The organism is Sulfitobacter brevis (assembly GCF_900112755.1).
In the GTDB taxonomy this organism is placed as follows: Bacteria; Pseudomonadota; Alphaproteobacteria; order Rhodobacterales; family Rhodobacteraceae; genus Sulfitobacter; species Sulfitobacter brevis.
Window position 1 is genome coordinate 1 of the sequence record NZ_FOMW01000001.1, and the last position, 24,153, is coordinate 24,153.

A 24,153-nucleotide genomic window follows, 5' to 3' on the forward strand; every position below is an offset into this window, starting at 1 on the left:
CTCTCGTCGATGAGACGGCCTCAAGACTTTTTTCCGAGGGCTTCCTTGAGCAACTCATTCTGCATGCTCATCTCCGCATACATCTTCTTGAGGCGGCGGTTCTGCTCGGCCATGTCCTTCATCTCTACGATGAGCGACGCGTCCATACCGCCAAATTTGGCCCGCCATTTGTAAAAGCTGGCACTGCTCATCCCATGCTCCCGGCAAAGCTCAGAGACCGGCACACCGCCCTCCGCCTGCTTCAACACAGCCATGATCTGCGCATCGCTAAATCGTCCGTTCTTCATCGTAAATCTCCTCAGATATCTTGCCGAGAAAATTCTACTTTTGAACACCACTAATTTTAGGGGGGATTACCTGCGGAGCTGAAACCTAAGGTAATCGCTCTTTTTGACTCAACTTATACGAGAAGAGCTTCACAAGGTCTGTCGGCAGGATCAATGGCTTTTTACCTCCTAAAGCTCCATTCTGCTGGGCTTCCTGTTTCAAAAAACAAAGCCGCCCATTTGGCTTCAAAGCTGGCGCTCCGAAATTTACAGGCAAGAGGGTTGGGAATGAAAACAGGGCCGAAGCGTATCCTCGCGAATTTTCGTGAATACGCTCACGTGAGCCATTATTGGGCTGCAAAACTTGTTACAACTACTCCTGAGGCCCGAATGAGCTTCAAATCTGCTCATCCCCATTTTAATAGAATTGAAATCGCATTGTGGAGCATGATCCAATTCCTTGCTTGGGCAGAGCAATTTCGTGCAGATTTAGTCAGGATTCCGCATCTAGAAGCTGCTAGCTGGGGTATGCGGCCTCGACTTTTGATCCACTGTTCACAGCAGTACGTGCCACTCGCCACTCCGCCAGACGCTCTTCTGGCAGAGCTTGCCGATTATCAAAATCCAAATATGGGACCCTTGAAATAGGCCCCACGACATAGAGTATTTAAGCGCCCATCTCAGTGCACAGAAGCAACCTATGGAGACTTACTGTGCGCTATCTTTCCTTTCGCGAACTTCAAGCCAAACTCGGCGGACGTGGACGCACCACGATATATAAAGACTGCGAGTTAGGCCGCTTGCCTAAACCTGTCAAAATCGGCTCACGTCTCTACTGGAACGAAGCCGAGATCGACGCAACCCTTCAAGCAAATGCTGAATAACTTCACCCCCCGCCATGCAAAGCGCATGGGCGGTGGGTGGAGCGTCTTCCTTGGACGGAATGTCTCCACTCTACGCCCAGCGCCTTGCGGCATCAACTGCAAGGATGACACCATGTCAGACGACCAATTTTACTCTGGAAAGACACAAATAGCTTGGGCATGCCAAGCGCTTTTGGATGGTCGAAAAATTAGCCACCGCTCCGAAATAAACGAAGCGCACGGATGGCGTCTTGGCGCGATTATCTGCCGCCTTAAGCACGAGTTTGGCTGGCCAATTGATAAGGAGCGCGGCGCTGGAAACGTCGCGTACTACTTCCTTATAGCGGACGCCGATCTGGCTAATCTGCGGTTCCCTAGATCTGCAAGGACAGCGGCAAAGCGGGAGGCTGCGGAATGACCCGGCTTCGTATCGCCCGCTTGCGCCACCGCTTCGGCATGTCCCCGTCCCAAGCCCGTCTTTATGCGGAACTGTTCTTTGGAGGGATTGGCGATGATTGAGCGATATCGCATCACCCCCAAAGGCCAGGCTTGGCACATCATGGCTCGCAAGGGCGCTGGAACCGCAACAGACGCCGCATGGATAAGCTTGGGCGGTTGCCCCAGCCAAATCATTGCGGTGCGCGTCTATCTGGCGCTTACCGCACGTGGGGGCCGCTGATGGCAGCCAAACCCTACAAGGGCCATAAGAAGGGGGCTGGGCGTCATGTCCAGCTCCCCGAATGGGTACAGGCGTCCGAGGCATGGGCAACGCTCAAACCCGGCCCACGCGCGCTCTACGTCGAACTGAAGCGGCGGTTTAATGGCGGCAACAACGGGCGCATCATTCTCAGTCACCGTGACGCTGGCAAGGCACTTGGCGTCCATCGCAATACGGTTGGGCCGTGGTTTGATACATTGGAGGAACGCGGCTTCATCCGTATGACACAAGCCCCGCACCTTGGACCGTCCGGCGTTGGTCAGACTGCACATTGGGCATTGGAGGAATTGCCAACGGACAATCTAAAATCTGCTCCAAAAGGTTTCATGACATGGCGGCAAAAACAGAATCCTCGCACAAAAAACAGGACAGGGTGTCACATAAATCAGGACAGTAATGGCCCAGCGTCCCCCAATCCGTGCCCAACCGTCCTGAAAATTGTGACGGGATAGGCCGGGTTGCGGTTTTGCGCGGCACGGAAAACAGGACATATCTACATCTAGCCAAGGGCAGGAACACATGACCAGTAAGAAACTAGAGGACAAGAGCACGTTGGGCATCAAGATGGGTGGCAACAATGAGGAAGGTCAGAACCTAACTCTCACACAAGCCGACACCCTCAAGACCTTGTTTGGAACGGTGCATGATGAAATTGCCAATGGGCTTTTCCGGCATTGCATCAAAGCGCTTAAATCAGACGAAGCCAGCGATGAATTTAGCGGGAACGATGAACGCATGTTCATGGTGGCTGCAATTTCGGAAATCAAACCCCGCGATGGGGTCGAACGCATGTTGGCCGTGCAGATGGCGGCAACCCATGTTGCATTGATCCGTTCTGGGCGATGGATGGCGAATGCAAGCAACCTTGAACAGGTAAAGGCCCACACGACAGGCTATAACAAGCTGGCCCGCACATATTCATTGCAAATGGAGGCGCTACGCAAACACCGCAACGGAGGCAAACAGACCGTCACGGTGCAGCACGTCAACGTAGAGGGTGGAGGACAGGCTATTGTGGGCAATGTCCAGACGGGGGAGGGTCGCACATGAAAAGTGACGCCAACCCCATGCAAAGGGCGCACCAGTCACCGCGATGCACTGCCCACTCGAAGCGCTCCGGTTTTCTATGCAAAAATCCTGCCGTCAGAGGCTGGCGCGTCTGTCGGATGCATGGCGCTGGCGGTGGTCAGCCATCCGGCAACAAACATCCATCGTGGAAGCACGGTTTGCGCTCAATGGAATGGGCGAAGATGCACAAGAAAATTAACAAATTTGTGAGAGAGATGCAGCGAAAAAACTAGGTTCTATGAAGCCTAAGGTCAGTGGCCACCAGTCACAGGCGCAGAGCATTGTTGCTCACTTGATACTAACCGGATGCGTCGCCAACGGGCCTTAACGCACGGCAGGCTGGGCAATTGGTGTGTGGACGCGGGACGGCGACGAAACATCGCGCATAACATACCAAGCGCAAGAGGGGCGCATAGGGTCACAAAAAGGTTCTATTTCGGCCCGATGGACGCCTTTCAATAAAATTAGAGTTAAGCCTCGAAAGCACTGCTAAACCGTAGCTTGAGGCCGCGCTAATGGATGAACTCGCTGATATTCTGCACACAGATGCGATACGCATGCGGTACTTCAAGGGAAGTACTGACAAGCTAATTGTCGTGTTTTGTGGCGTGGGGACTCAACGTAGCCAACCCCCACCGATTGAAATGTTCGCGTCTGCCACTCAGGGTGCACAACACCACGCGCTGTTTGTAACAGATGCGAGTCGATGTTGGCTGAACACGCCCGGTTTTGACGTTCAGATCGCATCCGCAGTACAACGCGTCGCGGCGCGAATTCTACCATCTAAAGTGACGCTCATCGGTAATTCGATGGGGGGCACTATGGCCCTGCTATTGTCGAATATGATTCCATGCGACTCTGTTTTAGCCTTCGCGCCGCAGTTTTCGGTGCACCCAGAAATTGTTCCCGAAGAACTGAGGTGGAGTTATTTCAGAAATAAGATTGAAAGATTTAGCTATCCTCAGATCGACGAGCTAGATCCACAATCAAGAACAATTCAAATCGTGCATGGTGACAGCCCTGACGAGCTCGTTCACGCGCTGCGCTTCCCGCAATTACAGCGCCTGCGCCACTATATCGTCCCTGGGACAGACCATCATTTGATTAAAAAGCTCAAGACTGACGGCGCACTGACGACCTTGGTAAAACATGCAATCAATCAGCGACCCGGTCGGTTTCGTGGAGCCATGCAAAAACACGGGGCTATGTTTCGCTCTGAGTATGAAGCGCAGCACCCGTTTGCCTTGGACAATGTCGCGCTGCGCCTCACTGGGTAGCAAAATTGGCATACCTTCGCAGCGCAGAAGAGCGTGTGATGTTTTTCGACTAAGGGGAAGCGCTTTGCAGGCAAGCAAACACTGCCAGCCCCTTCGAAGTCATCGACTTAGCATGGCACAGAGCAAGCGAAGACCCTGAGAGAAAATGTCTGCGCAATAATAAATTGCTACTTGGCCGGAAACATCGCTTTAATCAAGCAACGGCATTGATGAAGGAAACCCCATGAAGATCGAAGACTTAGCCACCACATGTTTGCTAATTTGCGTCGGGTTTGGAGCGCCCGCGCTGGCACAGTCACTCGAGGAATGGGGCGCTTCTGAATACTGGGATGTGATGATCGATCCCACCTTAGGGGACGGCTGTTTAATCCAGTCCGAATTTGATGACGGATCAGTAGTGCGCATCGGCTTTGACCGTACCGAAGGCACTGGCTATGTCACAGCTTTCAACATGTCATGGGGCGATATTGTAGAAGGCCAATTATATCCGGTTCTTTTCTCGCTCGATGGTGAAGATTACGAGGCCGATGCGACTGGAATATATTTGGATGATGTACCCGGTGCCGACATCGCCTTCGACAGCACTGACTTTCTGTTCGACATCGCGAGAAAGTACACGATGACATTATACACCGAAGAAGGTGAAGTGATGTCAATCGACCTCACAGGCAGCTATCAGGCATTGGAAGCCGCGATTGAATGCCAAGACGAGCAGGGCTGACCAGTACCTCAACAATTTTTGTATACAGGACTAGAAGTAATGAAACTATTCAACGTTTTAGCGGTCACCCTTACGCTTGTCGGCGCTCAGGCGGCGACTGCGGGACCAGTTGGTATTTACGATGTTGTCGGCGCTAATCCAGGCGATGGTACGGCGTATGAAGGCGCTGTCGCTATCAAGGAAAATGGTGCCACCTACACGGTACTTTGGAAAATTGGCGAAGAGGAGTATATCGGCACCGCAATCGGAGCCGCAAACCTCAAAGGGTCAACAATATTCGGTGAGGCCGGAGAGAATGACACGGCACTCGCAGTCTCTTATAGATCAGGTGAAAGTTTCGGATTGGCGCTGTTTGTAGAGCAAGAAAACGGACATTGGAACGGGATATGGACGTATGCCGGCTCCGACTCCATCGGCTCCGAAACATGGACCCCACAGTGAAAATTACTTTGCAAGTTCGTTCGCGAAGAATGCGAAATTATTAAATAAGCAACTGGCAACAAGCTGATGCGATAGTTCGGATCTCTCGTACTTCATGCCATTGAGTGGGACGAGGAAAATCTTCTCCGCGCCAGTGATGTAAGTCGTCGGCATTAGGGAAGGCTCGTTACCATGTCTTTTCTGCGAAAAGTGCTGACTTTCTCGCCGCCATTGTAAGAGCATTGCCTATGTAAGCCAATCAGAGGCTCGCTATGACCGTATGTTACGGCAGGCGAATAAGCTGCGCATGGCGCTGGGCGGCGAACCCGGCACGGCGAATGGGATATTACATAAGCCAAAGGGCATGTGGCAACGCACCTGCCAGCGTAAACGGTTTTTGAATGAATAGTACGAGAACTAAGCAGACAATGCCTTCATAGCAAAATTTGCATACCTTCTCAGCGCGGAAGAACTTGAGATGTTTTTCGACTAGACCATGCGCCGCCTCATGGCGGTCCTAAAACCTGGTCACGCTAACCCCGCATCATTAAGGACACGACTGCCAACCACCTCTAGGCGTTAGCAGTACTCCCTGAGTTGGGAAGACTTGCCGCGTCAATTGCTGGCGACAAACCGGCGCTTTTCTGATACCATTAGTTCATGAAAACGCACTTCTTCAGATTCGTACTTTTCTTGTTTTTCATTCTGTTGCCTAGAACAGGGTTTGCCGCTGAGATCGAACCTTTCGTAGGCTCATATGCCGGACAAGTTGTTTCAGAATCGGACGGAAAATCTCTCCAACGGGATCTAAACGTCGTGATCGAAGCGACGAAAACGGGATTCGTCCTTACTTGGACGACCAATATCCTCAAAAGCGATGGCCGAACCAAGGACAGAACTTATAAAGTCGAGTTCACTCCTAGTAAGCGCGCAAGCATCTACGAATCTTCGATGAAGAAAGACTTGTTTGGAAATGGTGTGCCATTAGACCCGATGGCGGGAGAGCCATTTGTATGGGCACGGGTAGCGGGGGACACACTTTCAGTTTTCTCCCTCTTTATAGACGAAGTTGGTGAGTACGAAATTCAGGAGTACCACCGCACCTTGGTAGATGCAGGACTGGAGTTAGTCTTCGAAAGGACGCGCAACGGGAAATCTGAGAAAGCTATCAGAACCATCCTTTTACGTCAGGATTGATCGCAGCATATCTATCTGGAGCCTCAGCCTTAAAGCGGGGCCTCATTGATTTTATAGAGCGCAACTATCCGTTGGCCGAACCAATCATCAAATTGCCAAAGGGGGACGCTAAGGGGGACTTAAAATACCCAGCAAGCCCTAAGCCATTGAAAGTAGAAGAGTTTTTTAATAAAATTGGTGCGGTCGGAGAGACTCGAACTCTCACGGGTGTTACCCCACAGCGACCTCAACGCTGCGCGTCTACCATTCCGCCACGACCGCACGCCATGGATGGTAGGCGCGGTTTAGTGAAACTTTGCAGGGTTGTGAAGAGGTAATCGGCAACAAAAAAGCGCTGCGCGAAAACAAGTTGTGGATTGGTGGTTTGCTACGGTGCTCAAGCTGTTTTCTAGGCCGAGAGTTTAGGGATCAACATTTTGATAAAAGGGGTGCTCTAGACGTTTGCACACGTCACGCCCGGTGGTCTGGCGTGCTCCCCATCGTTCGATCCGCTGAGCACAAACCATATATGAACTCGAATCAGCGATTCTGCCCAAACTGCTCCCTCACCAATGAACTCTTCCCCCTCCTCCGAACCGTGACCGTCGGCCATACCCTGTGCACGCCCTCTTGCCGCTCTGCCCCGCCACGCCTAAACCGCTCTCATGGTAGAATGGATCACAACAGACGGGCTGACCGATTATCGCACTGCCGAGGCTTGGATGGAGGCGCGTGCCACTGCGATTGCGGCGGGCGAAGCCCAGGAGTGTATCTGGTTGGTCGAGCACCCGCCTCTTTATACGGCGGGCACGTCGGCGCGAGACGCTGATCTGGTCGATCCAGATCGCTTCCCCGTGCATCCGACACGGCGCGGCGGGCAGTATACCTATCACGGGCCGGGACAACGGGTCGTTTATGTGATGCTCGACGTTGGCGCACGCGGGCGCGATGTGCGCTGTTTTGTGCGCCAGCTTGAGGCTTGGGTGATTGCGACGCTCGCACAGTTCAATCTGCGCGGTGAAATACGCGCCGGACGGGTCGGTGTATGGGTGCAGCGCCCCGACAAGCCGCGCGGGCCGGACGGCGCGATTGGCGAAGATAAAATTGCCGCCATCGGCATCCGGCTGCGCAAGTGGGTAAGCTTTCACGGCATCAGCATAAATGTGGAGCCAGATTTGAGCCACTTCAGCGGAATTGTACCCTGTGGAATCACTGACCACGGCGTTACGTCACTGGTCGATATGGGGCTTCCGGTCACGATGGACGATGTCGACGTGACACTGCGCGCCACGTTTGATGAGGTTTTCGGTCAAAGTCTGAGTGGAAGCTGTAAGATCTCTACGTAAATCCGTTCAAGTTGACGGATCAGAGCGGGGTCGAGCGCAGCGGCGGTTGCCACGTCCATCGCCTCGAATGTCGCGCAGCCTGAAGGATGCATCGGGCAGTCTTTCTCTGGCAATGGCGCGAACAGGGCCGTAAACGCAGACGCATGAATATCGGCTGCGGTGAGCCAGTCCCCAATCAACCCGCGCCCACCGATCGCTTCAAGCCGCTTCGATGCTGCCCGGCCAGACCTGCGGCCACCTGTTGAGCACGACGGCACCATCCCAGCCCGTCGCGGCCTGCAAACGGATGCACCACAGCGCGCACCTCGTCGGCATGATCTTGGGGAACCAAGGCAGGTTCTGGCGCGATGCGTTCGGCCAGTGCGAGCATATCCAGCGCCGTGTTCACGGGTGCCTCGCCTTGCCAAAATGCCACAGGGCCGATGGTCTGTCCTGCCCAAGTGGCGTGAACCGGATCACGCGGATCAAGATAAACCGCGAGCCAATCAACGCCTTTGGCGTGGAAAATCCTCTTCGCGGCCTCGACCCACGGGCTGGGCACACCCGAGACCACGAACATGCGCAAGCCCTGTGCCGCTTGCGCCTTTTGGGTCGTCACGTATTCAAATGCCCTGGCATCCTCCCGCTTTTCGCATCCTGCATTTGGCTCCACCATGGGCACAAGGCCCAAGATGCGGCAAAATAACCTGCCCCTGCGACCTATCCGCCCATTGCCCCCCGCGCAGTGACCCTCTAAAACAAGCGGGACTTCGCATCGCGCGTGCCATCAGGCGTGGTGTTTTCAATTTTTACCCAGGAGGCACCGCATGGCAGACGCAGCCATCCACGGCCATGACCACCACGACGAGCGCGGGTTCTTTACCCGCTGGTTCATGTCCACCAACCACAAAGACATCGGGATACTTTACCTGTTTGTCTCAGCTTTCGCTGGCTTCATTTCGGTCGCCTTCACCGTTTATATGCGGTTGGAGCTGATGAACCCCGGCGTGCAATACATGTGTATGGAAGGCGCGCGTTTGATCGCCGACAACTCTGCACTATGTACGCCTAACGGACATCTCTGGAACGTGCTGATCACCGGCCACGGCATCTTGATGATGTTCTTTGTGGTGATTCCGGCGCTTTTCGGCGGTTTCGGCAACTACTTCATGCCGCTCCAGATCGGTGCGCCCGATATGGCGTTCCCGCGGATGAACAACCTCAGCTTCTGGCTTTATGTCGGCGGTACTGCGCTGGCGGTCTGCTCGCTGCTGGCACCGGGTGGCAACGGCCAGCTTGGTTCTGGTGTGGGTTGGGTACTTTACCCGCCGCTCAGCGTTAAAGAAGCCGGTATGTCGATGGATTTCGCGATCTTCGCGGTCCACGTCTCGGGTGCTTCTTCGATCTTGGGCGCGATCAACATGATCACCACCTTCCTGAACATGCGTGCCCCTGGCATGACCCTGTTCAAGGTGCCGCTGTTCGCATGGTCGATCTTCGTCACCGCTTGGCTGATCCTTTTGTCTCTGCCGGTTCTGGCGGGCGCGATCACCATGCTTTTGATGGACCGCAACTTCGGGTTTGCCTTCTTTGACCCCGCAGGCGGCGGCGATCCGGTGCTGTACCAGCACATCCTGTGGTTCTTTGGCCACCCCGAAGTCTACATCATCATCCTGCCCGGCTTTGGCATCATCAGCCACGTCATCGCGACCTTCTCGCGCAAACCGATCTTTGGCTACTTGCCAATGGTCTGGGCGATCATCGCGATCGGTGCATTGGGCTTCGTTGTCTGGGCGCACCACATGTATACGGTGGGCATGTCGCTGAACCAGCAGGCCTACTTTATGTTGGCTACAATGGTCATCGCGGTGCCGACTGGCGTTAAGGTGTTCAGCTGGATCGCGACGATGTGGGGCGGCTCGGTCGAGTTCAAGACGCCGATGCTCTGGGCCTTTGGCTTCCTGTTCCTCTTCACCGTTGGCGGCGTGACCGGCATCGTGTTGAGCCAGGCCGCTGTGGACCGCGCCTATCATGACACTTACTATGTCGTGGCGCACTTCCATTATGTGATGAGCCTTGGTGCCGTGTTCGCGATCTTCGCGGGGATCTACTTCTACTTCCCCAAGATGACCGGCAAGATGTACCCTGAATGGGCAGGCAAACTGCACTTCTGGGCGATGTTCATCGGCGCCAACCTGACCTTCTTCCCACAGCACTTCTTGGGCCGTCAGGGCATGCCACGCCGCTACATCGACTACCCAGAGGCGTTTGCTTACTGGAACCAGTGGTCCTCGATCGGTGCCTTCCTCAGCTTTGCGTCCTTCGTGTTCTTCATCGGCGTGATGTTCTATGCGCTGACACGCGGCCCACGGGTCACGGCGAACAACCCGTGGAACGAGTATGCGGATACGCTGGAATGGACACTGCCCAGCCCGCCGCCAGAGCACACGTTCGAGATCCTTCCAAAGCAGGAAGACTGGGACAAGATGCCGAGCCACTAAGACGCAGTACTCTCAAACATGATAAAAGGCCCCGACTTTGGTTGGGGCCTTTTGCGTTGGAGGGGCGGGCACACACCGCCCACTCTCGCATCATAGCCGTCGCCAGTGCCCCGATGCTTCGCTAGGCTTGGTGTATGATTGCCCCCTACCCAAAGGCCCAGCCATGTCCCTGACCGTTACCCCGATCTATGCAGCCCTGCTTGTGGCGCTGTTTTTGTATCTCACATTTCGGGTGATCGCCTATCGCCGCGCCAATACCCTCTCACTGGGGGATTACGGCGATAAGAATTTGCTTAAACGAATGCGTGCGCAGGCGAACTTTATCGAAGTGACACCGCTGGCCTTGATCCTGCTTTTGATCAGCGAGCTTCAGGGCGCACCCGCGCTTGCGTTACACATCCTTGGCCTGTTGCTACTAGCCGGACGGCTGCTTCATGCCCTCGGCTTCGCCGCTACCCCGCAAAAGATTTTCCTGCGCCAGCTTGGGATGCTGCTGAACATGGTGATGCTGGTCTTTGCTGCATTGGGTATTTTGGCTCACGCGCTGCTCTAAAAATCGGCCAATGCATTTTTTTTACATCTGGTCACATTTCCCTCTTGCGGCTCGCGGCTGCTATGGGTATTTCGGCCTCACCAAAGGAAGCGGGCGTAGCTCAGGGGTAGAGCATAACCTTGCCAAGGTTAGGGTCGGGCGTTCGAATCGCCTCGCCCGCTCCAATTGGACCAGTTCACCCGACTGGTATGCGACAAGACCGCTTCGGCGGTCTTTTTGCTTTTTAATCACACCTCTTGCCTATTTCCGTCCCCTCAGCGGACCTCCGCCGCAACCCCTCGCAATCGAGAGATTTTAAGTTAAATTCGCAACTGAAAGTTGCAGTTGGTCATACTTTGGTCCGAATTGGATGCGTAAATCTTAACAACCGAACGATAAGGATGGGTACGGGGCGCCCACTGTATGACTAAACGAGGTTTATGATGAGAATACTTGCCGTTGATGACGACCCGCTGATCCTGGAGCTGCTGCCCGTCGTCTTTCGGCAGGCCGATTTTCCGCAAATTTCTGTCGCAAGTTCGGGCGCGGCTGCCCTTGAGTTGCTGAACGATCCTGACGAGCATTTCGACTGTCTGCTACTCGACATTGAAATGCCCGAAATGACCGGGATCATCCTGTGCGAGCGTATTCGCCAGCTCAGCAAATACCGGAGCACCCCGATCCTCATGCTGACCTCGGTCACGGATCACGCACGTGTTGAACGCGCCTTTGCCGCAGGTGCCAACGACTATATCTCCAAGCCTTTCGACGTAAAAGAGATCGCCACCCGTGTTCGTGTCGCCGAACGGATGGTCGCATCGGTTTCCAATGTCGCCCGCTTTGAAGGCACTGATGCAATACTCGCCGCAGGGCGCGGGCAGCACAACTTCGCCGTGGACATGCCGGTCGAACTGGCGAGTATTCCGCAGCTGATCCTGCCCTTCTCGCTTGGCAACTACCTGTCACAACTCGCCCGCAGCAAGATTGACGCCTGTCAGGTGTTCGCCGTGCATGTAGAAGCGATCGAAGACCTCTATACACAGAGTAACAGCCGTGAATTCGTCAGTGCGCTATCCAAAATTTCGCAAGCCATCATCCGCGTTGCGGACTATCCGCATATGTTGATGGCCTATAGCGGCAACGGCGTGTTCCTGTGCATCACCCAAGGTGTGACTGTACCAGACTGGCCCGGCATCGAAGAAGACATCTATGAGCTGCTACACGATGGCACCGCGCTCTTTGACGACGGTACAGCGATGAACCTTGATGTCTCCGTTGGTAACCCGATCACGCCCTTCGCAAGCCGGACCCAGCGTGTAAAGAAAACCTTCGAGCGGGCAATTGACCGCGCGATGATGCGCGGCAAAGCCAAACGCGCCCAGCGCCGCGTCGAGTAACCGGCTTTCGCACAAAAATCAGGCGGTGGGCGGAGGTGTATCTGATCGGTTATGCCCTGCCGACGTCCTGCCCGCGCAGCCTGTTAAGCTATCGCAGTGCTGCAGAACGGGCACCAATCTGCGGCAGCGCATTCGAACCAATCCATTTTGGATTATCGGCCGTGTCGCGCTGATGACAGATTAGTTGATCGGAAACTGTCGCAAGCACTGGGCCGCGTTGTTACGGTAATCCTGCAACGTGTCCTCAAGGTTGCGCCGATCCCGCATAACCTCCAAGGCTGCCTTCTTCTGGTTCCAAGTGCCGCTGACATGCCGCTCCAGAATCAGAAAAGTAATGCCCAGCATCACTTCCTTCTCCGCTTGACTGATCAAGGCTTCGCCATTCAACGCCACGGCCGTCAGCGCCAGGGTATTGGCGCAACGCAGTGCGGCAGCTTCCTCACCCGCATAGGTCCGCGCCGCCTGGGCTGTACTGCCCATCGACGCCACAATGGCTATCGCAAATGTGGCGCGACGCATCCTCAAAATACTTTGAAGGTCATTGTGGTCAGCGAGCGCTCAATGCCCTCGATATCCAGCAGGTTGTCGTTGATAAAGACGCCTACGTCCTCCCCCTTCGGGATATAAAGCTTCATCAACAGGTCATATTCGCCCGAGGTCGAATAGAGCTCCGAGTGGATTTCACGCAGCGCGATATTTTCGGCGACAATATAGGTGGTGCCGGGCTTGCAGCGAATTTGGATGAAGACGCAGGTACTCATGGAAAGGCCTCATATGTTCTGCCTTTACGGTGACATATGGGGGTATGCGCCGCAATCCCTGTTCGGCAGCACGCTCGCCCCCTCGGCGCAGTCCGCCCTCCCCTTTGCCGGCATACACCAACCCTTGGCCTAAACGCCGGCGCTGCTATAAGGGCGCCAACAGACACCGAAAGGACCATGCCCCATGCGCAGCGCCAGCCTGACCCGCACCACGGCCGAAACCGATGTGCACGTCGAGATTAACCTCGACGGTACCGGCACCTACGACAACCAGACCGGCGTGGGGTTCTTTGATCACATGCTGGATCAACTGGCCCGCCACGCGCTGATGGATTTGAAAATAACCGCCACAGGCGATCTGCACATCGATGATCACCACACGATCGAAGACGTCGGCATCACACTCGGTCAGGCGCTCAGCAAGGCATTGGGCGACAAGCGCGGTATCCGCCGCTACGGGTCGTGCTTGCTGCCAATGGATGACGCATTAGTACGCTGTGCGCTTGACCTTTCGGGCCGCCCCTTCCTGATCTGGAACGTGACAATACCGACAGATCGCATTGGTGGCTTTGATACGGAACTGGTGCGCGAGTTTTTCCAGGCGCTCTCCACTCACGGCGGCATCACCCTGCACGTCGATATGCTGCACGGGCTGAACAGCCATCATATTGCCGAGGCCACGTTCAAATCGGTCGCCCGCGCCCTGCGCGACGCGCTGGAGCCTGATCCACGCACCGCCGATAGCATCCCGTCAACCAAGGGCGCGTTGTAACCCCATGCTGACAGCGATCATCGACTACGAATCCGGGAACTTGCACTCGGCACAAAAGGCTTTTGAGCGGATGGCGCGCGAAACCGGCACCGGCGAGGTGATCGTCACCGCGCGGGCCGCTGACGTGGCCCGGGCCGACCGGCTCGTCCTCCCCGGCGACGGCGCTTTTCCTGCTTGCATGGCGGCGCTGAAAGGTGCGGGCGGGCTTTACGATGCGATGGTCGAAGCGGTCGAGGTCAAAGGCCGCCCGTTCCTTGGCATATGCGTGGGTATGCAACTTATGGCGACGATGGGGCGCGAATACAGCAACACCGCCGGTCTGGGCTGGATCGGCGGCGAGGTCACACGGATCATGCCGGGCGAACCCGCGCTCAAGGTCCCGCATATGGGGTGGAACGACCTCGTGATTGATCACCCGCATGCTGTATTTGACGGAATTGCCACCGGTGATCACACTTACTTCGTGCACTCCTACCACATGGCAGTGACCGATCCGGCCGAGCGGTTGGCCCATGTCGACTATGGGGGCGATGTCACCGCCATAATCGGGCGTGACACGATGATCGGCATGCAATTCCACCCCGAGAAGAGCCAGACAACCGGCCTCAAGATGATTGCCAACTTTCTGGCGTGGAAACCTTAACGCAGCCGCGTCCAGACTGCATCGCGGCAAGCCCCCGCGTCACATCCGCGAAGCCAAAGCTTGTTGCCCTGCACCTTGAGATTCACCGGTACTGCCTTGCCCCGGACGGGCTCTCTGAACTGGCCCGCATAGCTGCCATCAGGCTGCGGTTTGAGGTCCCACATTACTTTGCTGCCGACCACGCTTGAAGGCGTGTCATAGCCGCGCCGGTCTTTGGCGCGCTCCACCATACCGCAAAGCGAAGCGCCGCAAGCACGAGTGCGCACATGAACAACAAGCCCCGAATCATCTGGCGCAGACCGCCAAAGGCCAACCGGCATATCGCTTTGCGCCTGCGCCATTGTGGCGAAAGTTGAAGCTAAGCATATAGAGATAAAAGGCTTTATCGAAAACATCCGCATCACTCCCCCAAGCGATACTTATGCCCCGAAGGCGTCGGGCTAATCCCGAACGCCCAAAAAGGGCGCATGCGTTAAAATACGCCTGCGCCCTCTTTTAATCAAATGATATCTATTCCGGCCCCGTGAAGGTTACTGAATGCGTTGCCATGTCTGCTTGGAGCAGATCAGCCCGCCCGCGACGCAACCTGACAACTTAAGGGAGTTACCCGAGACATTCATCTTACCGATGTAAATCTTGCCATTGGAGGGCCGCCAGACCTTGCCCGCGTAGGCGCCATCGCCGGAGGGGGCCATGTCGATGACCAGCGTCTTGCCGATGTTGGGCGACTTATATTCGCCGCTGTCATTGAACGTGCGCGCGATGGTGCCGCAAACCGCGCCGCCACAGGGGGCCATTTTAACGTGCGCATAGGCACCGTCGTCAACCTGCGTCTGCCACGTGCCAACCGCAGGGTCAGCCGCCATCGCGGCCCCTGCCATACCAAAACCCAATACAGCAGCAGTCAAAAACTTTTTCATAGCGATCCTCCCGATCTCTGATGCGCCCAACTTGGTCTATCTGCCCTGCGTCGGGCAAGCTTGACCTTAGGTCGCGTTGCAAATCGTGACGCAACGTGCATAACCGCGCCAAACATCCCAGCCAAAGGCCCGATCATGATCCTGTACCCCGCCATCGACCTCAAAGACGGACAGGCCGTGCGCCTAGTGCGCGGCGACATGGACCAAGCCACCGTGTTCAGCGATGACCCCGCCGCACAGGCCCGCGCTTTCGTAGAGGCGGGCTGCGAATGGCTGCACCTTGTCGACCTCAACGGGGCCTTTGCCGGTGAGCCTGTGAACGCCGCCCCTGTCGAGGCAATCCTCAAAGCCTGCAGGGTCCCTGCCCAACTCGGCGGCGGCATCCGCGACATGGCGACCATTGAACGCTGGCTCGACAAAGGTCTGGCACGGGTCATCCTCGGCACCGTCGCGGTGGAGAACCCTGCCCTCGTCCGCGAAGCCGCAGCAGCCTTCCCCGGTCACGTGGCTGTCGGTATTGATGCCCGCAATGGTCTGGTCGCCACCAAGGGCTGGGCCGACCAAACGGATGTCAAAGTCACCGACCTCGCCCGTTCTTTCGAGGACGCAGGCGTCGCCGCGATCATCTACACCGACATCGACCGTGACGGCGCGATGGGCGGCCCGAATGTCTCCGCCACTGCGGCCCTCGCAAAGGCCGTCAGCATTCCGGTGATTGCCTCCGGTGGGGTTTCTTCGCTCGATGATCTCATCGCCCTGCGTGATACCGGCGTCATCGAAGGCGCAATCTCGGGCCGCGCCCTATATGATGGTGCGATCGACCTTGGCGCCGCCCTCACAGCCCTGCGCAGCTAACCGCATTTTGCCGATCCGCGCGGGCCATGACAACCCGCGCCGCTTGCCACCCTCACCGCCGGAGCCTAGACAGTCCCCATGCTGAAAACCCGCATCATCCCCTGTCTCGATGTCGCCGATGGCCGCGTCGTCAAAGGCGTGAACTTTGTTGGCCTGCGCGACGCTGGTGATCCGGTCGATGCCGCCATCGCCTATGACGCTGCTGGCGCCGACGAACTGTGCTTTCTCGACATCCATGCCACCCATGAAAACCGTGGCACGATGTTCGATCTGGTGCGCCGCACGGCCGAGCATTGCTACATCCCGCTCACCGTGGGCGGCGGCGTGCGCACCTCGGCAGACGTGCGGGCGCTCCTGCTCGCGGGGGCCGATAAGGTCAGCTTTAACTCCGCCGCTGTGGCCGACCCCGACGTTATCGCCCGCGCCGCCGACCAGTTCGGCAGCCAATGCATCGTCTGCGCCATCGACGCCAAAACCGTCAGCCCCGGCAAATGGGAAATCTTCACCCACGGTGGCCGCAAACCAACCGGCATCGACGCCGTAGAATTCGCCCGCCTTGTCACCGCAAAAGGTGCCGGAGAAATCCTGCTCACCTCGATGGACCGCGATGGCACCCGCGCCGGTTTCAACTTGCCCCTAACCCGCGCGATCAGCGATGCGGTCAAGGTGCCAGTCATTGCCTCGGGCGGTGTCGGCACACTTGATCACCTCGTCGACGGCGTCCTCGAAGGCGGCGCTTCTGCCGTGCTCGCGGCGTCGATCTTCCACTTTGGCGAGTTCACCGTGGCACAGGCCAAGGCCCATATGGCCGCCGCCGGCATCCCCGTGAGGCTCTCATGACCCTAGAAGACCTTTATGCCACAATCCTTGCCCGCAAATCCGCCGATCCCGACAGCAGCTGGACCGCGCAACTCCTCGCCAAAGGTCCCGAGAAATGTGCCAAAAAATTCGGTGAAGAAGCCATCGAGGCCATCATCGAAGCGGTAAAAGGCGATCAAGACGCCCTGTGTTCTGAGGCCGCAGACGTGCTCTACCACCTTCTGGTGATGCTCGCTGCCCGCGACGTATCCTTGCAATCGGTCCTCGACGAACTCGACCGCCGCCAGACCCGCTCAGGACTGCAAGAAAAAGCGGCGCGTTAACGCTCTTTCTGGCCGGAGATATTCTGTGGGAAGTTTGAAGCCGCAAAGCCCTCTCATCCAGGCATCACAACTTGCTCGAAATCCGCCCAGTCGCGAATCCCCCCATCCGCAATTCCCCGAACAGACGCTGATATTCAATCTTGGGGCAGCGGCCCTCAATCACGGTGACCCCACGCGCTTCTGCCACAGCAGCAGCTTGCGGGTGCCGCACGCCGATCTGCATCCAGATCGTCTGCAATTCGGGAAATGTGGCCAAAGCCTCGTCGACAATTTCCGGCACCGCATCGGACCTGCGGAAAATATCCACCATGTCTACAGATCCCTCGATCTCGCTCAAAGAGGCGCAGATTTTCTTGTCAAACAGCGTCTCGCCCGCGTGCATCGGGTTCACCGGCACAACGTCAAAGCCCTTCAGCCCCAAATACCGCGCGACAAAATAGCTTGGCCGCACAGGGTTCATCGACACGCCGACCACTGCGATCCGCTTGGTCTGCTCAAAAATCAACCTGAAAAGACTGTCCGGATAGCTCATCGCCCGCCCCTGTGCTGTACTGCCATACCCTAGCGCGGCACTGCGGCAGAAAAAAGCGCCCCGTGGTGAAAACCAGGGGCGCAAAGGTATGGAACGAGGGACAGTAAATACGGCAGACCGGACGTTCCAGTTCCGGTGCCTTGCAATGAAGGTAATCACCAGCGTCGCCAATCAAAGAGGCAGCCCCGAAAAGACGATGAAACCGGCCATAATCAGCCTATTCTGGCGACATCCCGCCACAAACAGCCTGCTTTCAGTCAAAGATATCTTCGACGAAGTCGAAAGCCTCTTCCAACAGGTCGCGATACCACGGCTTGCGTTTGCGCGGTTTCGCGTAGCTCTGGTGGCGTTTCGCCGCTTTAACGGGGATCGTAGCGCGCCCTCGCTGCGGCCTCTGATGCGTCACTGCTGCGGGCCGCGCCTCCTCCACCCGAAGTGCCTTGAACTGGCTCAGCGGTGCGCCACAACTGGCACAGGCCAGCATGTGCCGGCCTCGGTCCAGTTGCAGAATCGTCTTGCTGCCACAATGGCAACAGGTCGCGATCTTGGTCGGATAGGCGATAGCAGCAGCCCCTCTTAGCTATGGTTGCGCGATGCATATAGGGCGATCGCCGCCGCGTTCGAGACATTGAGCGAGCCAAACCGCCCCGATGCGTCAATCCGTACCAAATGATCGACGGTTTCTTTGGTTTTCTCGCGCAGACCCGGCCCTTCAGCCCCCAAAACCAGTGCCACAGGGCGATCACGCCGACCCTCAACGGCAGTTTCGATACTCATCTCGGCCTCGCCGTCGAGCCCGAGCACCACATAGCCCATTTGTTGCAAGCTGGTGATCGCATCCGAAAGGTTACGCACCCGCAGATAGGGCTGGCGTTCAAGTGCACCTGAGGCGGTCTTGGCCAACGCGCCGGTTTCCGGCGCCGAGTGGTGCCGTGTTCCGATCACAGCAGACGCGCCCATCACCTCGGCCGAACGTAGAATCGCCCCGACGTTATGCGGGTCCGTTACACGGTCGAGCAAAATCACCCGTGGTGCGACATCGCCAATGCAAACATCCTCAAGGCGGCCCCAATCCAGCGGTTTGACCTCCAACACGGCGCCCTGATGCACCGAATTCGGGTCGAGCGGCGGGCGGAATTTGCGCGGATCAACAATCTCGGGCGTGATTCCCGCCTCGGCGATCGCATCTTCGAGCTTGGCAGCCGCATTCGGCGTCACCATCAACGTCAATTTTTCGCGCTTCGGATTGACCAACGCATCGCGCACCGCATGCAGTCCAAACAGCCAAAGCGTGGTATTTGCCTCGGCCTTTTTGTCCTGTTCTTTCTGTACGACCCACTTCGGTTTCTTCATGACTTTGCCTTTACTCTCACGCCTTGCGGATTTTGCGTCGCATTTCGCCTTGACGCCCTTAAGACCCGCTTGTAATCACGCCTCCACGTCCGGTGCAATGCACCAGGCTAAGTGGGCGACAGGCCGCAAGGTGTGGCAGGGGACTGTAACTCCCTCGCGGAGACGCACGCCTGGTTCGATTCCAGGGTCGCCCACCACTTTCCCTCCTCCCGTTGTGCTAAAATGACCCCCTCAGGGGCGCCGACAGTATCCTTCGGAGATTGCTCCAGCGGACGAGGTTCACGGGATCAACACCGCCCCGCGCTCAAATGTCGCCTCATCCACCTTGAGGTCATCATAGACGACCCGCACCTTTACCGTCTGAACTGACCCTTCCGGCATCGCCCGATACGGCAGCCCATCTTGTTCCAGCACCGCATTGGGCGTTGCGAGATCTTTATGGCAGGGCGGCAATGGCCAGTCCTGCAACGGCGCGCCATTGATCGATATCGCCATCGCCGCCCACCCGCAGCGCCAACTCCACAAATGCGTCACGTAAACCAAATCCTGCCCATCATAGACACGCACCGCGACCCAACTCGCCTTGGTCGCCTCCAGTATCGGCCTGATTTCCATGGCCGTCGTGAATTTTCCGGAAGGCGTTTGCGGCTCCGCTACCAATCCTTCATTACCTGCATTTTCGGCACCCGCACCTGCCGCGCTTTCCGCTCCCAAATTCGCACCCGGCCCCGCCGCTTTTGCTCCTTGCGAAACCGCACCGTTCAACCCAACCGCCAATATCGCAAACATGAAATCGAGCATAAATATCACCTCGTCCCAGTCCGGCAGAATTGCCGTCTTTTCCTTTGCTTCTCTGCCCCTATACTAATGACAAAAGATCAAAGGCACGCATCGAGTATGGCACGCAAACCGCAGCCCTCGCAAATTTTCAACGTAGCGGTCGTCGCACAGCAGGGCAGATTGGCCTATGAGGCGCTGCTCTTTGCGGCCTCCCTGCGCCAGTGCAGTCCGGATTTCAAAGGCAGGTTGCTGGTGATGGAGCCCCAGCCCGGTCCGCTATGGAACACCGATCCCACCATTCAAAGCGACGAGGTGCGCGAAGCCCTTGTCGATCTCGGGGCCGAGATCGTTCCGTTTCATTCTAAGCATTTCGGCAGCACCTACCCCTACGGCAACAAGATCGAGATGCTTTCAGCCCTGCCCAAGCGCGAGCCTTTCGTATTCTTCGACACCGACACCTTGATCACCGGCGATCTGACCCGCGTGCCGTTCGATTTTGCACGCCCCGGCGCCTCCCTGCGCCGCGAAGGCACTTGGCCAATCCCGCAACTCTACGGACCGGGGTACACAGGCTTGTGGAAATCGCTCTACGACAAATTCGGCATCGACTTCCCAAGCAGCCTCGATCTGAGCCAGCCCGACGAATACTGGCGCCGCTACCTCTACTTCAACGCGGGCTTTTTCTACTACCGGTGCCCGCACGAGTTCGGTGAAAAATTCCTGGATTATGCTGTGGCCATCCGCGACACCCCACCGGTCGAACTTTGCTGCCAAAGCTTCGATCCCTGGCTGGACCAGATCGCCCTGCCCCTCGTGATCCACGCATTGGGCGGCAGTCGCGACGCGTTGCCTGATGGGCTGCTCGACGGCGAAGTCTCTTGCCACTACCGCCTACTGCCACTGCTCTACGCGCGCGAAAGCGATCGCGCCGTCGAAGTGCTGGAACAGATCGCCGCACCAAACAAGATCAAGAAAGTCCTCAAGGGCCATGATGCAATCAAGCGGATGATCTTCCAAGGCCGTGGGGAAAAGGTGCGCGCCTTGTTTGATCAGGACGACCTGCCGCGTAAGGAACAGGCCATCCGCAACCGCATTAAATCAAACGGCTTCTGGATGCGCTGACCCGCCCGCGTTTTTGACCACAAAAACCCCAGATGTGGTCCGGTGAGGGCTGCGCGCCCCAGTGCTTTCAACTGCCAGAACGCCCCATTCCCCGCCCCGTTCTCAGGCCCCATTTTGCAAAGGGGATGGGTCCCGATCATCTCAAGGAACCTGCAAAACACAGACAGTTGAGCGCCACAGAAATACCGCCTACACCTTTGGCAACAGATTTTCAGGAGGACCACCAATGACAGATGCACCCACACACGGCTTTGACACCCTGCAAATTCACGCAGGCGCACGCCCCGATCCTGCAACCGGCGCCCGCCAGACACCGATCTATCAGACCACAGCCTATGTCTTCCGTGACGCCGACCACGCAGCGGCACTCTTCAACCTCCAAGAGGTCGGCTTTATCTACTCACGCCTGACCAACCCGACTGTCGCCGTCCTGCAAGAGCGTATCGCCACTCTAGAAGGGGGCGTCGGCGCCGTCTGTTGCTCCTCGGGCCATGCCGCGCAGATCATGGCGATTTTCCCGCTGATGGGTCCGGGCAAAAACATTATCGCCTCGACGCGCCTCTATGGCGGCACGATGACCCAGTTCGGCCAAACCATCAAACGCTTCGGCTGGAACTGCAAATTCGTGGATTTCGACGATCTCGATGCAGTGCGTGCCGCAGTTGACGACGACACCCGCGCCATTTTTGGCGAAGCGATTGCCAACCCCGGCGGCTATATCATGGACGTGCGCGCTATCGCCGATATCGCCGATGAGGCAGGCGTGCCGCTGATCATCGATAACACCACCGCCACTCCCTACCTGTGCCGCCCGATCGAGCTTGGCGCGACCCTTGTGGTACACTCAACGACGAAATACCTCACTGGCAATGGCACCGTGACTGGCGGTTGCGTGGTCGACTCGGGCAAGTTTGACTGGTCCGCCAACGACAAATTCCCCTCCCTCTCGCAGCCCGAGCCTGCCTATCATGGCCTCAAGTTCCACGAGACCTTTGGCGCGCTGGCCTATACCTTCCACGGCATCGCCATCGGCCTGCGCGATCTGGGGATGACGATGAATCCGCAAGCGGCGCATTATACTCTAATGGGCACCGAAACCCTGTCCCTGCGCATGGACCGCCACATTCAAAACGCCGAAACCATCGCCAAATGGCTGGAAAACGACGACCGGATCGAAAAGGTCACCTATGCAGGGCTGGAGTCCTCGCCCTATTTTGAGCGCGCGAAAAAGGTCTGTCCGAAAGGCGCGGGCGCGCTGTTCACTGTCGCGGTAAAGGGCGGCTATGATGCCTGCGTCAAACTGGTTAATGCGCTGGAAATCTTCAGCCATGTTGCAAACTTGGGCGATACGCGCTCGCTGGTCATCCACTCGGCTTCGACCACGCACCGGCAATTGACCCCCGAGCAGCAAGAGGCCGCAGGCGCCGGTGCCGGTGTCGTGCGTTTCTCCATCGGGACCGAAGATGCCAAGGATCTGATCGCCGATCTTGATCAAGCGCTCGCAAAAGCTGTCGCCTGAAACTGGAAATTAGGCAACTAAACGAAATGGGGCGTTTCGCGGGCAGGCGTGAAACGCCCCTCTAGATTTAAGAACTCTTGCTCTGTTATCTCGCTTGTGCGCACCCAACCGACCTTTGTTGGCACTATTCGAAATGCAACAACCAGCAAGACAGCGCTAAAGCGAGGTATATGCAAAATGTTAGTCCGACGACTTTCCGGAGAAGACGCGGCCGAGTTCCAAGCCCTTAGGCTTGAGGGGCTCAAACACCATCCAGAAGCCTTTGGTGCATCTTATGAAGATGAAGTCGCCCTGCCGCTCTCGCTGGTATCGCAAAGACTTTCTGCTGGCGTGGTCATTGGCGGATCTTGCGACGGTCACGCGCTAGACGGTATGATCGGCGTAATGATGGGGCAGTCTGAGAAAGTCCGGCACATCGCCACGATCTGGGGAATGTATGTCCGCCCGCAGGCGCGTGGAACGGGGTTGTCCTCTGAGTTGCTAAAAACAGCAATTGCAGAAGCCACTCCGAGTTGTCGCACAATCCATCTTTCTGTCGTTTCTACAAATGAGGCGGCGCGTCGCCTTTACCAGCGCGCTGGCTTTGTTGAATGGGCTGTGGATTCCGAAGCGCTGTTTGCAAATGGGTCTTTCCATGATGAAATTTTGATGCGTCTGAGTGCTGAGTGACCGTCCGGTTATCTGGCATACCAGCGGTCACTCAGATGAGCTAATTTTTCAAATCAAGAAACTGCTGCTTAGGGCGCGATCGCATAAACGATCGTAACCTGCGCGCGCACATCTACCTCACCACCCGCGACGGCATCACTCATCACGCTGCGCATCTGGGCCATTTCCATGCCTTTGGGCTGCGCACCCATACTGCTTTCGGTCATGCGCTGGATCTGGCCGAGCTTTATGGAGGCGGCCTGCGCCAACTGCTCCGCCCGCAACCGCGCATCGGCGACAGCCAGCGCACGGGCCGTGGCCAGCGCCACAGAATCGTCCTTGAGGCCAAAGCTTAACCCGTTGAAATTATTGGCCCCGATCTCCAACACGGCATCCATCATTGTGCCGAGTGTCGCGAGGTTCCGCACCCGCACGGTCACCGAATTGCCTGCCTCATAGCTTATGACCTGCGGCGCTTTGTCGGTATCAATGGGGCGAGGGTCATAGACAGGGTTAAGGTAAAATTGACTGGTTTGCCGGTCAATATCCGCCACGCCGAGTTCGTCCAGCTTCACGAGGATCGCAGCCACTGCGCCGGAAACCTGCAACATCGCGTCACGCGCACTGGGCGCCGTCTCGCGCACCCCAAGTGTGATCATCGCCATATCGGGCACAGCCGCATAGGTGCCCTCCCCCGTTACCACGACGCCCTGTTCGGGCATATCTGCGGCCACGCTACTTGCGACGCCAAGGCAAAATGCCAGCGCCAAATTCAGCAATTTCATCGCGGAATACCTCCATACATTCGATGCATGGGCATATCTTCGCGTAGTGCCCTGCGC

The 24,153-nt window shown here is 56.9% G+C and carries 32 protein-coding genes, 3 tRNA genes and 1 pseudogene; 24 read left to right on the forward strand and 12 right to left on the reverse strand.

Annotation, left to right across the window (positions count from 1 at the left end):
• A pseudogene (locus BM174_RS00005) lies at positions 1 to 287 on the reverse strand (transposase); the annotation flags it as partial.
• 153 nt (positions 288 to 440) lie between these two features.
• Between BM174_RS00005 and BM174_RS20740 the strand changes: the two are divergent.
• The 10 genes from BM174_RS20740 (at position 441) to BM174_RS00050 (ending at position 6,530) form a co-directional block, all read left to right on the forward strand.
• Positions 441 to 914: a hypothetical protein gene (locus tag BM174_RS20740; RefSeq protein ID WP_143092399.1), complete on the forward strand. Its 474-nt coding sequence runs from the start codon at positions 441 to 443 to the stop codon at positions 912 to 914.
• Positions 915 to 979: 65 nt separating this feature from the next.
• The gene (locus BM174_RS00010) at positions 980 to 1,150 is read left to right on the forward strand and encodes a helix-turn-helix transcriptional regulator (protein WP_093921787.1); all 171 of its coding nucleotides are present in this window, start codon (positions 980 to 982) and stop codon (positions 1,148 to 1,150) included.
• 112 nt (positions 1,151 to 1,262) lie between these two features.
• On the forward strand, positions 1,263 to 1,547 hold the full coding sequence (locus tag BM174_RS00015; RefSeq protein WP_093921788.1) for a hypothetical protein: 285 nt from the start codon (positions 1,263 to 1,265) through the stop codon (positions 1,545 to 1,547).
• A gap of 93 nt (positions 1,548 to 1,640) precedes the next feature.
• A complete protein-coding gene (locus BM174_RS20980; protein WP_177209369.1) occupies positions 1,641 to 1,808 on the forward strand; it encodes a hypothetical protein in 168 nt (55 codons plus the stop codon).
• Entirely contained in the window at positions 1,808 to 2,299 is a 492-nt protein-coding gene (locus tag BM174_RS00020; RefSeq protein ID WP_177209370.1) for a helix-turn-helix domain-containing protein, read from the forward strand. Before BM174_RS20980 ends, BM174_RS00020 begins: the two co-directional genes overlap by 1 nt.
• Before the next feature lie 67 nt (positions 2,300 to 2,366).
• Positions 2,367 to 2,897, forward strand: coding sequence for a hypothetical protein (locus tag BM174_RS00025; protein ID WP_093921789.1), 531 nt, complete (start codon positions 2,367 to 2,369; stop codon positions 2,895 to 2,897).
• A gap of 533 nt (positions 2,898 to 3,430) precedes the next feature.
• Positions 3,431 to 4,192 (forward strand): alpha/beta fold hydrolase, encoded by a 762-nt coding sequence (locus BM174_RS00030; protein WP_093921790.1) that lies wholly within the window; start codon positions 3,431 to 3,433, stop codon positions 4,190 to 4,192.
• A 223-nt stretch (positions 4,193 to 4,415) separates the two neighbouring features.
• A complete protein-coding gene (locus BM174_RS00035) occupies positions 4,416 to 4,913 on the forward strand; it encodes a hypothetical protein (protein ID WP_093921791.1) in 498 nt (165 codons plus the stop codon).
• A 39-nt stretch (positions 4,914 to 4,952) separates the two neighbouring features.
• A complete protein-coding gene (locus BM174_RS00040; RefSeq protein ID WP_093921792.1) occupies positions 4,953 to 5,354 on the forward strand; it encodes a hypothetical protein in 402 nt (133 codons plus the stop codon).
• A 639-nt stretch (positions 5,355 to 5,993) separates the two neighbouring features.
• Positions 5,994 to 6,530 carry a hypothetical protein gene (locus tag BM174_RS00050; RefSeq protein WP_177209371.1) on the forward strand — a complete coding sequence of 179 codons (537 nt, stop codon included), beginning with the start codon at positions 5,994 to 5,996 and terminating at the stop codon, positions 6,528 to 6,530.
• Between the two features lie 175 nt (positions 6,531 to 6,705).
• Here BM174_RS00050 and BM174_RS00055 read toward each other — a convergent pair.
• Positions 6,706 to 6,791, reverse strand: a tRNA-Leu gene (locus BM174_RS00055).
• 383 nt (positions 6,792 to 7,174) lie between these two features.
• On the opposite strand from BM174_RS00055, the gene lipB reads away from it, so the two are divergent.
• On the forward strand, positions 7,175 to 7,855 hold the full coding sequence (gene lipB / locus BM174_RS00060) for a lipoyl(octanoyl) transferase LipB (protein ID WP_093921793.1): 681 nt from the start codon (positions 7,175 to 7,177) through the stop codon (positions 7,853 to 7,855).
• Between the two features lie 175 nt (positions 7,856 to 8,030).
• Here lipB and BM174_RS00065 read toward each other — a convergent pair whose 3' ends face one another.
• Complete coding sequence (locus tag BM174_RS00065) at positions 8,031 to 8,453, reverse strand: hypothetical protein (protein WP_143092400.1); 423 nt, start codon at positions 8,451 to 8,453, stop codon at positions 8,031 to 8,033.
• Positions 8,454 to 8,661: 208 nt separating this feature from the next.
• Between BM174_RS00065 and ctaD the strand changes: the two genes are divergently transcribed.
• The 4 genes from ctaD (at position 8,662) to BM174_RS00085 (ending at position 12,264) form a co-directional block, all read left to right on the forward strand.
• Complete coding sequence (gene ctaD, locus BM174_RS00070) at positions 8,662 to 10,335, forward strand: cytochrome c oxidase subunit I (protein WP_093921795.1); 1,674 nt, start codon at positions 8,662 to 8,664, stop codon at positions 10,333 to 10,335.
• 163 nt (positions 10,336 to 10,498) lie between these two features.
• Positions 10,499 to 10,888 (forward strand): MAPEG family protein, encoded by a 390-nt coding sequence (locus BM174_RS00075; protein WP_093921796.1) that lies wholly within the window; start codon positions 10,499 to 10,501, stop codon positions 10,886 to 10,888.
• Between the two features lie 89 nt (positions 10,889 to 10,977).
• Positions 10,978 to 11,052, forward strand: a tRNA-Gly gene (locus BM174_RS00080).
• Between the two features lie 255 nt (positions 11,053 to 11,307).
• Entirely contained in the window at positions 11,308 to 12,264 is a 957-nt protein-coding gene (locus BM174_RS00085; protein WP_093921797.1) for a response regulator, read from the forward strand.
• Positions 12,265 to 12,444: 180 nt separating this feature from the next.
• Here the strand turns inward: BM174_RS00085 and BM174_RS00090 are convergent, their stop codons facing one another.
• Both BM174_RS00090 and BM174_RS00095 read right to left on the reverse strand, forming a co-directional pair.
• A complete protein-coding gene (locus BM174_RS00090) occupies positions 12,445 to 12,783 on the reverse strand; it encodes a hypothetical protein (protein WP_093921798.1) in 339 nt (112 codons plus the stop codon).
• 2 nt (positions 12,784 to 12,785) lie between these two features.
• Complete coding sequence (locus BM174_RS00095) at positions 12,786 to 13,025, reverse strand: Lrp/AsnC ligand binding domain-containing protein (RefSeq protein ID WP_093921799.1); 240 nt, start codon at positions 13,023 to 13,025, stop codon at positions 12,786 to 12,788.
• A gap of 184 nt (positions 13,026 to 13,209) precedes the next feature.
• Here BM174_RS00095 and hisB point away from each other — a divergent pair, with 184 nt between their 5' ends.
• Entirely contained in the window at positions 13,210 to 13,797 is a 588-nt protein-coding gene (hisB, locus tag BM174_RS00100) for an imidazoleglycerol-phosphate dehydratase HisB (RefSeq protein WP_093921800.1), read from the forward strand.
• Positions 13,798 to 13,801: 4 nt separating this feature from the next.
• On the forward strand, positions 13,802 to 14,440 hold the full coding sequence (gene hisH / locus BM174_RS00105; protein ID WP_093921801.1) for an imidazole glycerol phosphate synthase subunit HisH: 639 nt from the start codon (positions 13,802 to 13,804) through the stop codon (positions 14,438 to 14,440).
• On the opposite strand, the gene BM174_RS00110 is transcribed toward hisH, so the two are convergent.
• Together BM174_RS00110 and BM174_RS00115 are read right to left on the reverse strand one after the other, a co-directional pair.
• A complete protein-coding gene (locus BM174_RS00110) occupies positions 14,437 to 14,760 on the reverse strand; it encodes a DUF2147 domain-containing protein (RefSeq protein WP_177209372.1) in 324 nt (107 codons plus the stop codon). The genes hisH and BM174_RS00110 overlap by 4 nt on opposite strands.
• A gap of 210 nt (positions 14,761 to 14,970) precedes the next feature.
• Positions 14,971 to 15,360 carry a DUF2147 domain-containing protein gene (locus BM174_RS00115; protein WP_093921803.1) on the reverse strand — a complete coding sequence of 130 codons (390 nt, stop codon included), beginning with the start codon at positions 15,358 to 15,360 and terminating at the stop codon, positions 14,971 to 14,973.
• Positions 15,361 to 15,495: 135 nt separating this feature from the next.
• Here BM174_RS00115 and hisA point away from each other — a divergent pair, with 135 nt between their 5' ends.
• The 3 genes from hisA (at position 15,496) to BM174_RS00130 (ending at position 17,357) form a co-directional block, all read left to right on the forward strand.
• The gene (gene hisA, locus BM174_RS00120; RefSeq protein WP_093921804.1) at positions 15,496 to 16,215 is read left to right on the forward strand and encodes a 1-(5-phosphoribosyl)-5-[(5-phosphoribosylamino)methylideneamino]imidazole-4-carboxamide isomerase; all 720 of its coding nucleotides are present in this window, start codon (positions 15,496 to 15,498) and stop codon (positions 16,213 to 16,215) included.
• Between the two features lie 78 nt (positions 16,216 to 16,293).
• Complete coding sequence (gene hisF / locus BM174_RS00125) at positions 16,294 to 17,055, forward strand: imidazole glycerol phosphate synthase subunit HisF (RefSeq protein ID WP_093921805.1); 762 nt, start codon at positions 16,294 to 16,296, stop codon at positions 17,053 to 17,055.
• Complete coding sequence (locus BM174_RS00130; protein ID WP_093921806.1) at positions 17,052 to 17,357, forward strand: phosphoribosyl-ATP diphosphatase; 306 nt, start codon at positions 17,052 to 17,054, stop codon at positions 17,355 to 17,357. The genes hisF and BM174_RS00130 overlap by 4 nt, the downstream gene beginning before the upstream one ends.
• Before the next feature lie 64 nt (positions 17,358 to 17,421).
• On the opposite strand, the gene BM174_RS00135 is transcribed toward BM174_RS00130, so the two are convergent.
• The 3 genes from BM174_RS00135 to rlmB all read right to left on the reverse strand — a co-directional run bounded on the left by BM174_RS00135 (position 17,422) and on the right by rlmB (position 19,242).
• On the reverse strand, positions 17,422 to 17,889 hold the full coding sequence (locus BM174_RS00135) for a CoA-binding protein (protein WP_093921807.1): 468 nt from the start codon (positions 17,887 to 17,889) through the stop codon (positions 17,422 to 17,424).
• Between the two features lie 253 nt (positions 17,890 to 18,142).
• Positions 18,143 to 18,373, reverse strand: a complete 231-nt coding sequence (locus BM174_RS00140; RefSeq protein ID WP_245766213.1) for a hypothetical protein — start codon at positions 18,371 to 18,373, stop codon at positions 18,143 to 18,145.
• Between the two features lie 92 nt (positions 18,374 to 18,465).
• The gene (gene rlmB / locus BM174_RS00145; RefSeq protein ID WP_093921809.1) at positions 18,466 to 19,242 is read right to left on the reverse strand and encodes a 23S rRNA (guanosine(2251)-2'-O)-methyltransferase RlmB; all 777 of its coding nucleotides are present in this window, start codon (positions 19,240 to 19,242) and stop codon (positions 18,466 to 18,468) included.
• A gap of 113 nt (positions 19,243 to 19,355) precedes the next feature.
• Between rlmB and BM174_RS20985 the strand changes: the two genes are divergently transcribed.
• Positions 19,356 to 19,439: transfer RNA gene (locus BM174_RS20985), tRNA-Tyr, on the forward strand.
• A gap of 82 nt (positions 19,440 to 19,521) precedes the next feature.
• Here the strand turns inward: BM174_RS20985 and BM174_RS21300 are convergent.
• On the reverse strand, positions 19,522 to 20,043 hold the full coding sequence (locus BM174_RS21300; RefSeq protein ID WP_245766214.1) for a hypothetical protein: 522 nt from the start codon (positions 20,041 to 20,043) through the stop codon (positions 19,522 to 19,524).
• Between the two features lie 96 nt (positions 20,044 to 20,139).
• On the opposite strand from BM174_RS21300, the gene BM174_RS00155 reads away from it, so the two are divergent.
• The 3 genes from BM174_RS00155 (at position 20,140) to BM174_RS00165 (ending at position 23,332) form a co-directional block, all read left to right on the forward strand.
• Entirely contained in the window at positions 20,140 to 21,144 is a 1,005-nt protein-coding gene (locus BM174_RS00155) for a hypothetical protein (protein WP_093921810.1), read from the forward strand.
• Positions 21,145 to 21,370: 226 nt separating this feature from the next.
• Positions 21,371 to 22,663: an O-acetylhomoserine aminocarboxypropyltransferase/cysteine synthase family protein gene (locus BM174_RS00160; protein WP_093921811.1), complete on the forward strand. Its 1,293-nt coding sequence runs from the start codon at positions 21,371 to 21,373 to the stop codon at positions 22,661 to 22,663.
• Positions 22,664 to 22,840: 177 nt separating this feature from the next.
• Positions 22,841 to 23,332 (forward strand): GNAT family N-acetyltransferase, encoded by a 492-nt coding sequence (locus BM174_RS00165; RefSeq protein WP_093921812.1) that lies wholly within the window; start codon positions 22,841 to 22,843, stop codon positions 23,330 to 23,332.
• A gap of 68 nt (positions 23,333 to 23,400) precedes the next feature.
• Here the strand turns inward: BM174_RS00165 and BM174_RS00170 are convergent, their stop codons facing one another.
• The gene (locus BM174_RS00170) at positions 23,401 to 24,096 is read right to left on the reverse strand and encodes an SIMPL domain-containing protein (protein ID WP_093921813.1); all 696 of its coding nucleotides are present in this window, start codon (positions 24,094 to 24,096) and stop codon (positions 23,401 to 23,403) included.
• Positions 24,097 to 24,153: the final 57 nt, after the last annotated feature.

Excerpts from the sequence above, each read along its gene's own strand:
- BM174_RS20740 (WP_143092399.1), top strand. The coding sequence starts at position 441 with ATGGCTTTTTACCTCCTAAAGCTCCATTCTGCTGGGCTTCCTGTTTCA.
- BM174_RS00015 (WP_093921788.1), top strand. The coding sequence starts at position 1,263 with ATGTCAGACGACCAATTTTACTCTGGAAAGACACAAATAGCTTGGGCA.
- BM174_RS20980 (WP_177209369.1), top strand. The coding sequence starts at position 1,641 with ATGATTGAGCGATATCGCATCACCCCCAAAGGCCAGGCTTGGCACATC.
- BM174_RS00020 (WP_177209370.1), top strand. The coding sequence starts at position 1,808 with ATGGCAGCCAAACCCTACAAGGGCCATAAGAAGGGGGCTGGGCGTCAT.
- BM174_RS00025 (WP_093921789.1), top strand. The coding sequence starts at position 2,367 with ATGACCAGTAAGAAACTAGAGGACAAGAGCACGTTGGGCATCAAGATG.
- BM174_RS00030 (WP_093921790.1), top strand. The coding sequence starts at position 3,431 with ATGGATGAACTCGCTGATATTCTGCACACAGATGCGATACGCATGCGG.
- BM174_RS00035 (WP_093921791.1), top strand. The coding sequence starts at position 4,416 with ATGAAGATCGAAGACTTAGCCACCACATGTTTGCTAATTTGCGTCGGG.
- BM174_RS00040 (WP_093921792.1), top strand. The coding sequence starts at position 4,953 with ATGAAACTATTCAACGTTTTAGCGGTCACCCTTACGCTTGTCGGCGCT.
- BM174_RS00050 (WP_177209371.1), top strand. The coding sequence starts at position 5,994 with ATGAAAACGCACTTCTTCAGATTCGTACTTTTCTTGTTTTTCATTCTG.
- lipB (WP_093921793.1), top strand. The coding sequence starts at position 7,175 with ATGGTAGAATGGATCACAACAGACGGGCTGACCGATTATCGCACTGCC.
- ctaD (WP_093921795.1), top strand. The coding sequence starts at position 8,662 with ATGGCAGACGCAGCCATCCACGGCCATGACCACCACGACGAGCGCGGG.
- BM174_RS00075 (WP_093921796.1), top strand. The coding sequence starts at position 10,499 with ATGTCCCTGACCGTTACCCCGATCTATGCAGCCCTGCTTGTGGCGCTG.
- BM174_RS00085 (WP_093921797.1), top strand. The coding sequence starts at position 11,308 with ATGATGAGAATACTTGCCGTTGATGACGACCCGCTGATCCTGGAGCTG.
- BM174_RS00090 (WP_093921798.1), bottom strand. The coding sequence starts at position 12,783 with ATGCGTCGCGCCACATTTGCGATAGCCATTGTGGCGTCGATGGGCAGT.
- BM174_RS00095 (WP_093921799.1), bottom strand. The coding sequence starts at position 13,025 with ATGAGTACCTGCGTCTTCATCCAAATTCGCTGCAAGCCCGGCACCACC.
- hisB (WP_093921800.1), top strand. The coding sequence starts at position 13,210 with ATGCGCAGCGCCAGCCTGACCCGCACCACGGCCGAAACCGATGTGCAC.
- hisH (WP_093921801.1), top strand. The coding sequence starts at position 13,802 with ATGCTGACAGCGATCATCGACTACGAATCCGGGAACTTGCACTCGGCA.
- BM174_RS00110 (WP_177209372.1), bottom strand. The coding sequence starts at position 14,760 with ATGCCGGTTGGCCTTTGGCGGTCTGCGCCAGATGATTCGGGGCTTGTT.
- BM174_RS00115 (WP_093921803.1), bottom strand. The coding sequence starts at position 15,360 with ATGAAAAAGTTTTTGACTGCTGCTGTATTGGGTTTTGGTATGGCAGGG.
- hisA (WP_093921804.1), top strand. The coding sequence starts at position 15,496 with ATGATCCTGTACCCCGCCATCGACCTCAAAGACGGACAGGCCGTGCGC.
- hisF (WP_093921805.1), top strand. The coding sequence starts at position 16,294 with ATGCTGAAAACCCGCATCATCCCCTGTCTCGATGTCGCCGATGGCCGC.
- BM174_RS00130 (WP_093921806.1), top strand. The coding sequence starts at position 17,052 with ATGACCCTAGAAGACCTTTATGCCACAATCCTTGCCCGCAAATCCGCC.
- BM174_RS00135 (WP_093921807.1), bottom strand. The coding sequence starts at position 17,889 with ATGAGCTATCCGGACAGTCTTTTCAGGTTGATTTTTGAGCAGACCAAG.
- BM174_RS00140 (WP_245766213.1), bottom strand. The coding sequence starts at position 18,373 with ATGCTGGCCTGTGCCAGTTGTGGCGCACCGCTGAGCCAGTTCAAGGCA.
- rlmB (WP_093921809.1), bottom strand. The coding sequence starts at position 19,242 with ATGAAGAAACCGAAGTGGGTCGTACAGAAAGAACAGGACAAAAAGGCC.
- BM174_RS21300 (WP_245766214.1), bottom strand. The coding sequence starts at position 20,043 with ATGCTCGATTTCATGTTTGCGATATTGGCGGTTGGGTTGAACGGTGCG.
- BM174_RS00155 (WP_093921810.1), top strand. The coding sequence starts at position 20,140 with ATGGCACGCAAACCGCAGCCCTCGCAAATTTTCAACGTAGCGGTCGTC.
- BM174_RS00160 (WP_093921811.1), top strand. The coding sequence starts at position 21,371 with ATGACAGATGCACCCACACACGGCTTTGACACCCTGCAAATTCACGCA.
- BM174_RS00165 (WP_093921812.1), top strand. The coding sequence starts at position 22,841 with ATGTTAGTCCGACGACTTTCCGGAGAAGACGCGGCCGAGTTCCAAGCC.
- BM174_RS00170 (WP_093921813.1), bottom strand. The coding sequence starts at position 24,096 with ATGAAATTGCTGAATTTGGCGCTGGCATTTTGCCTTGGCGTCGCAAGT.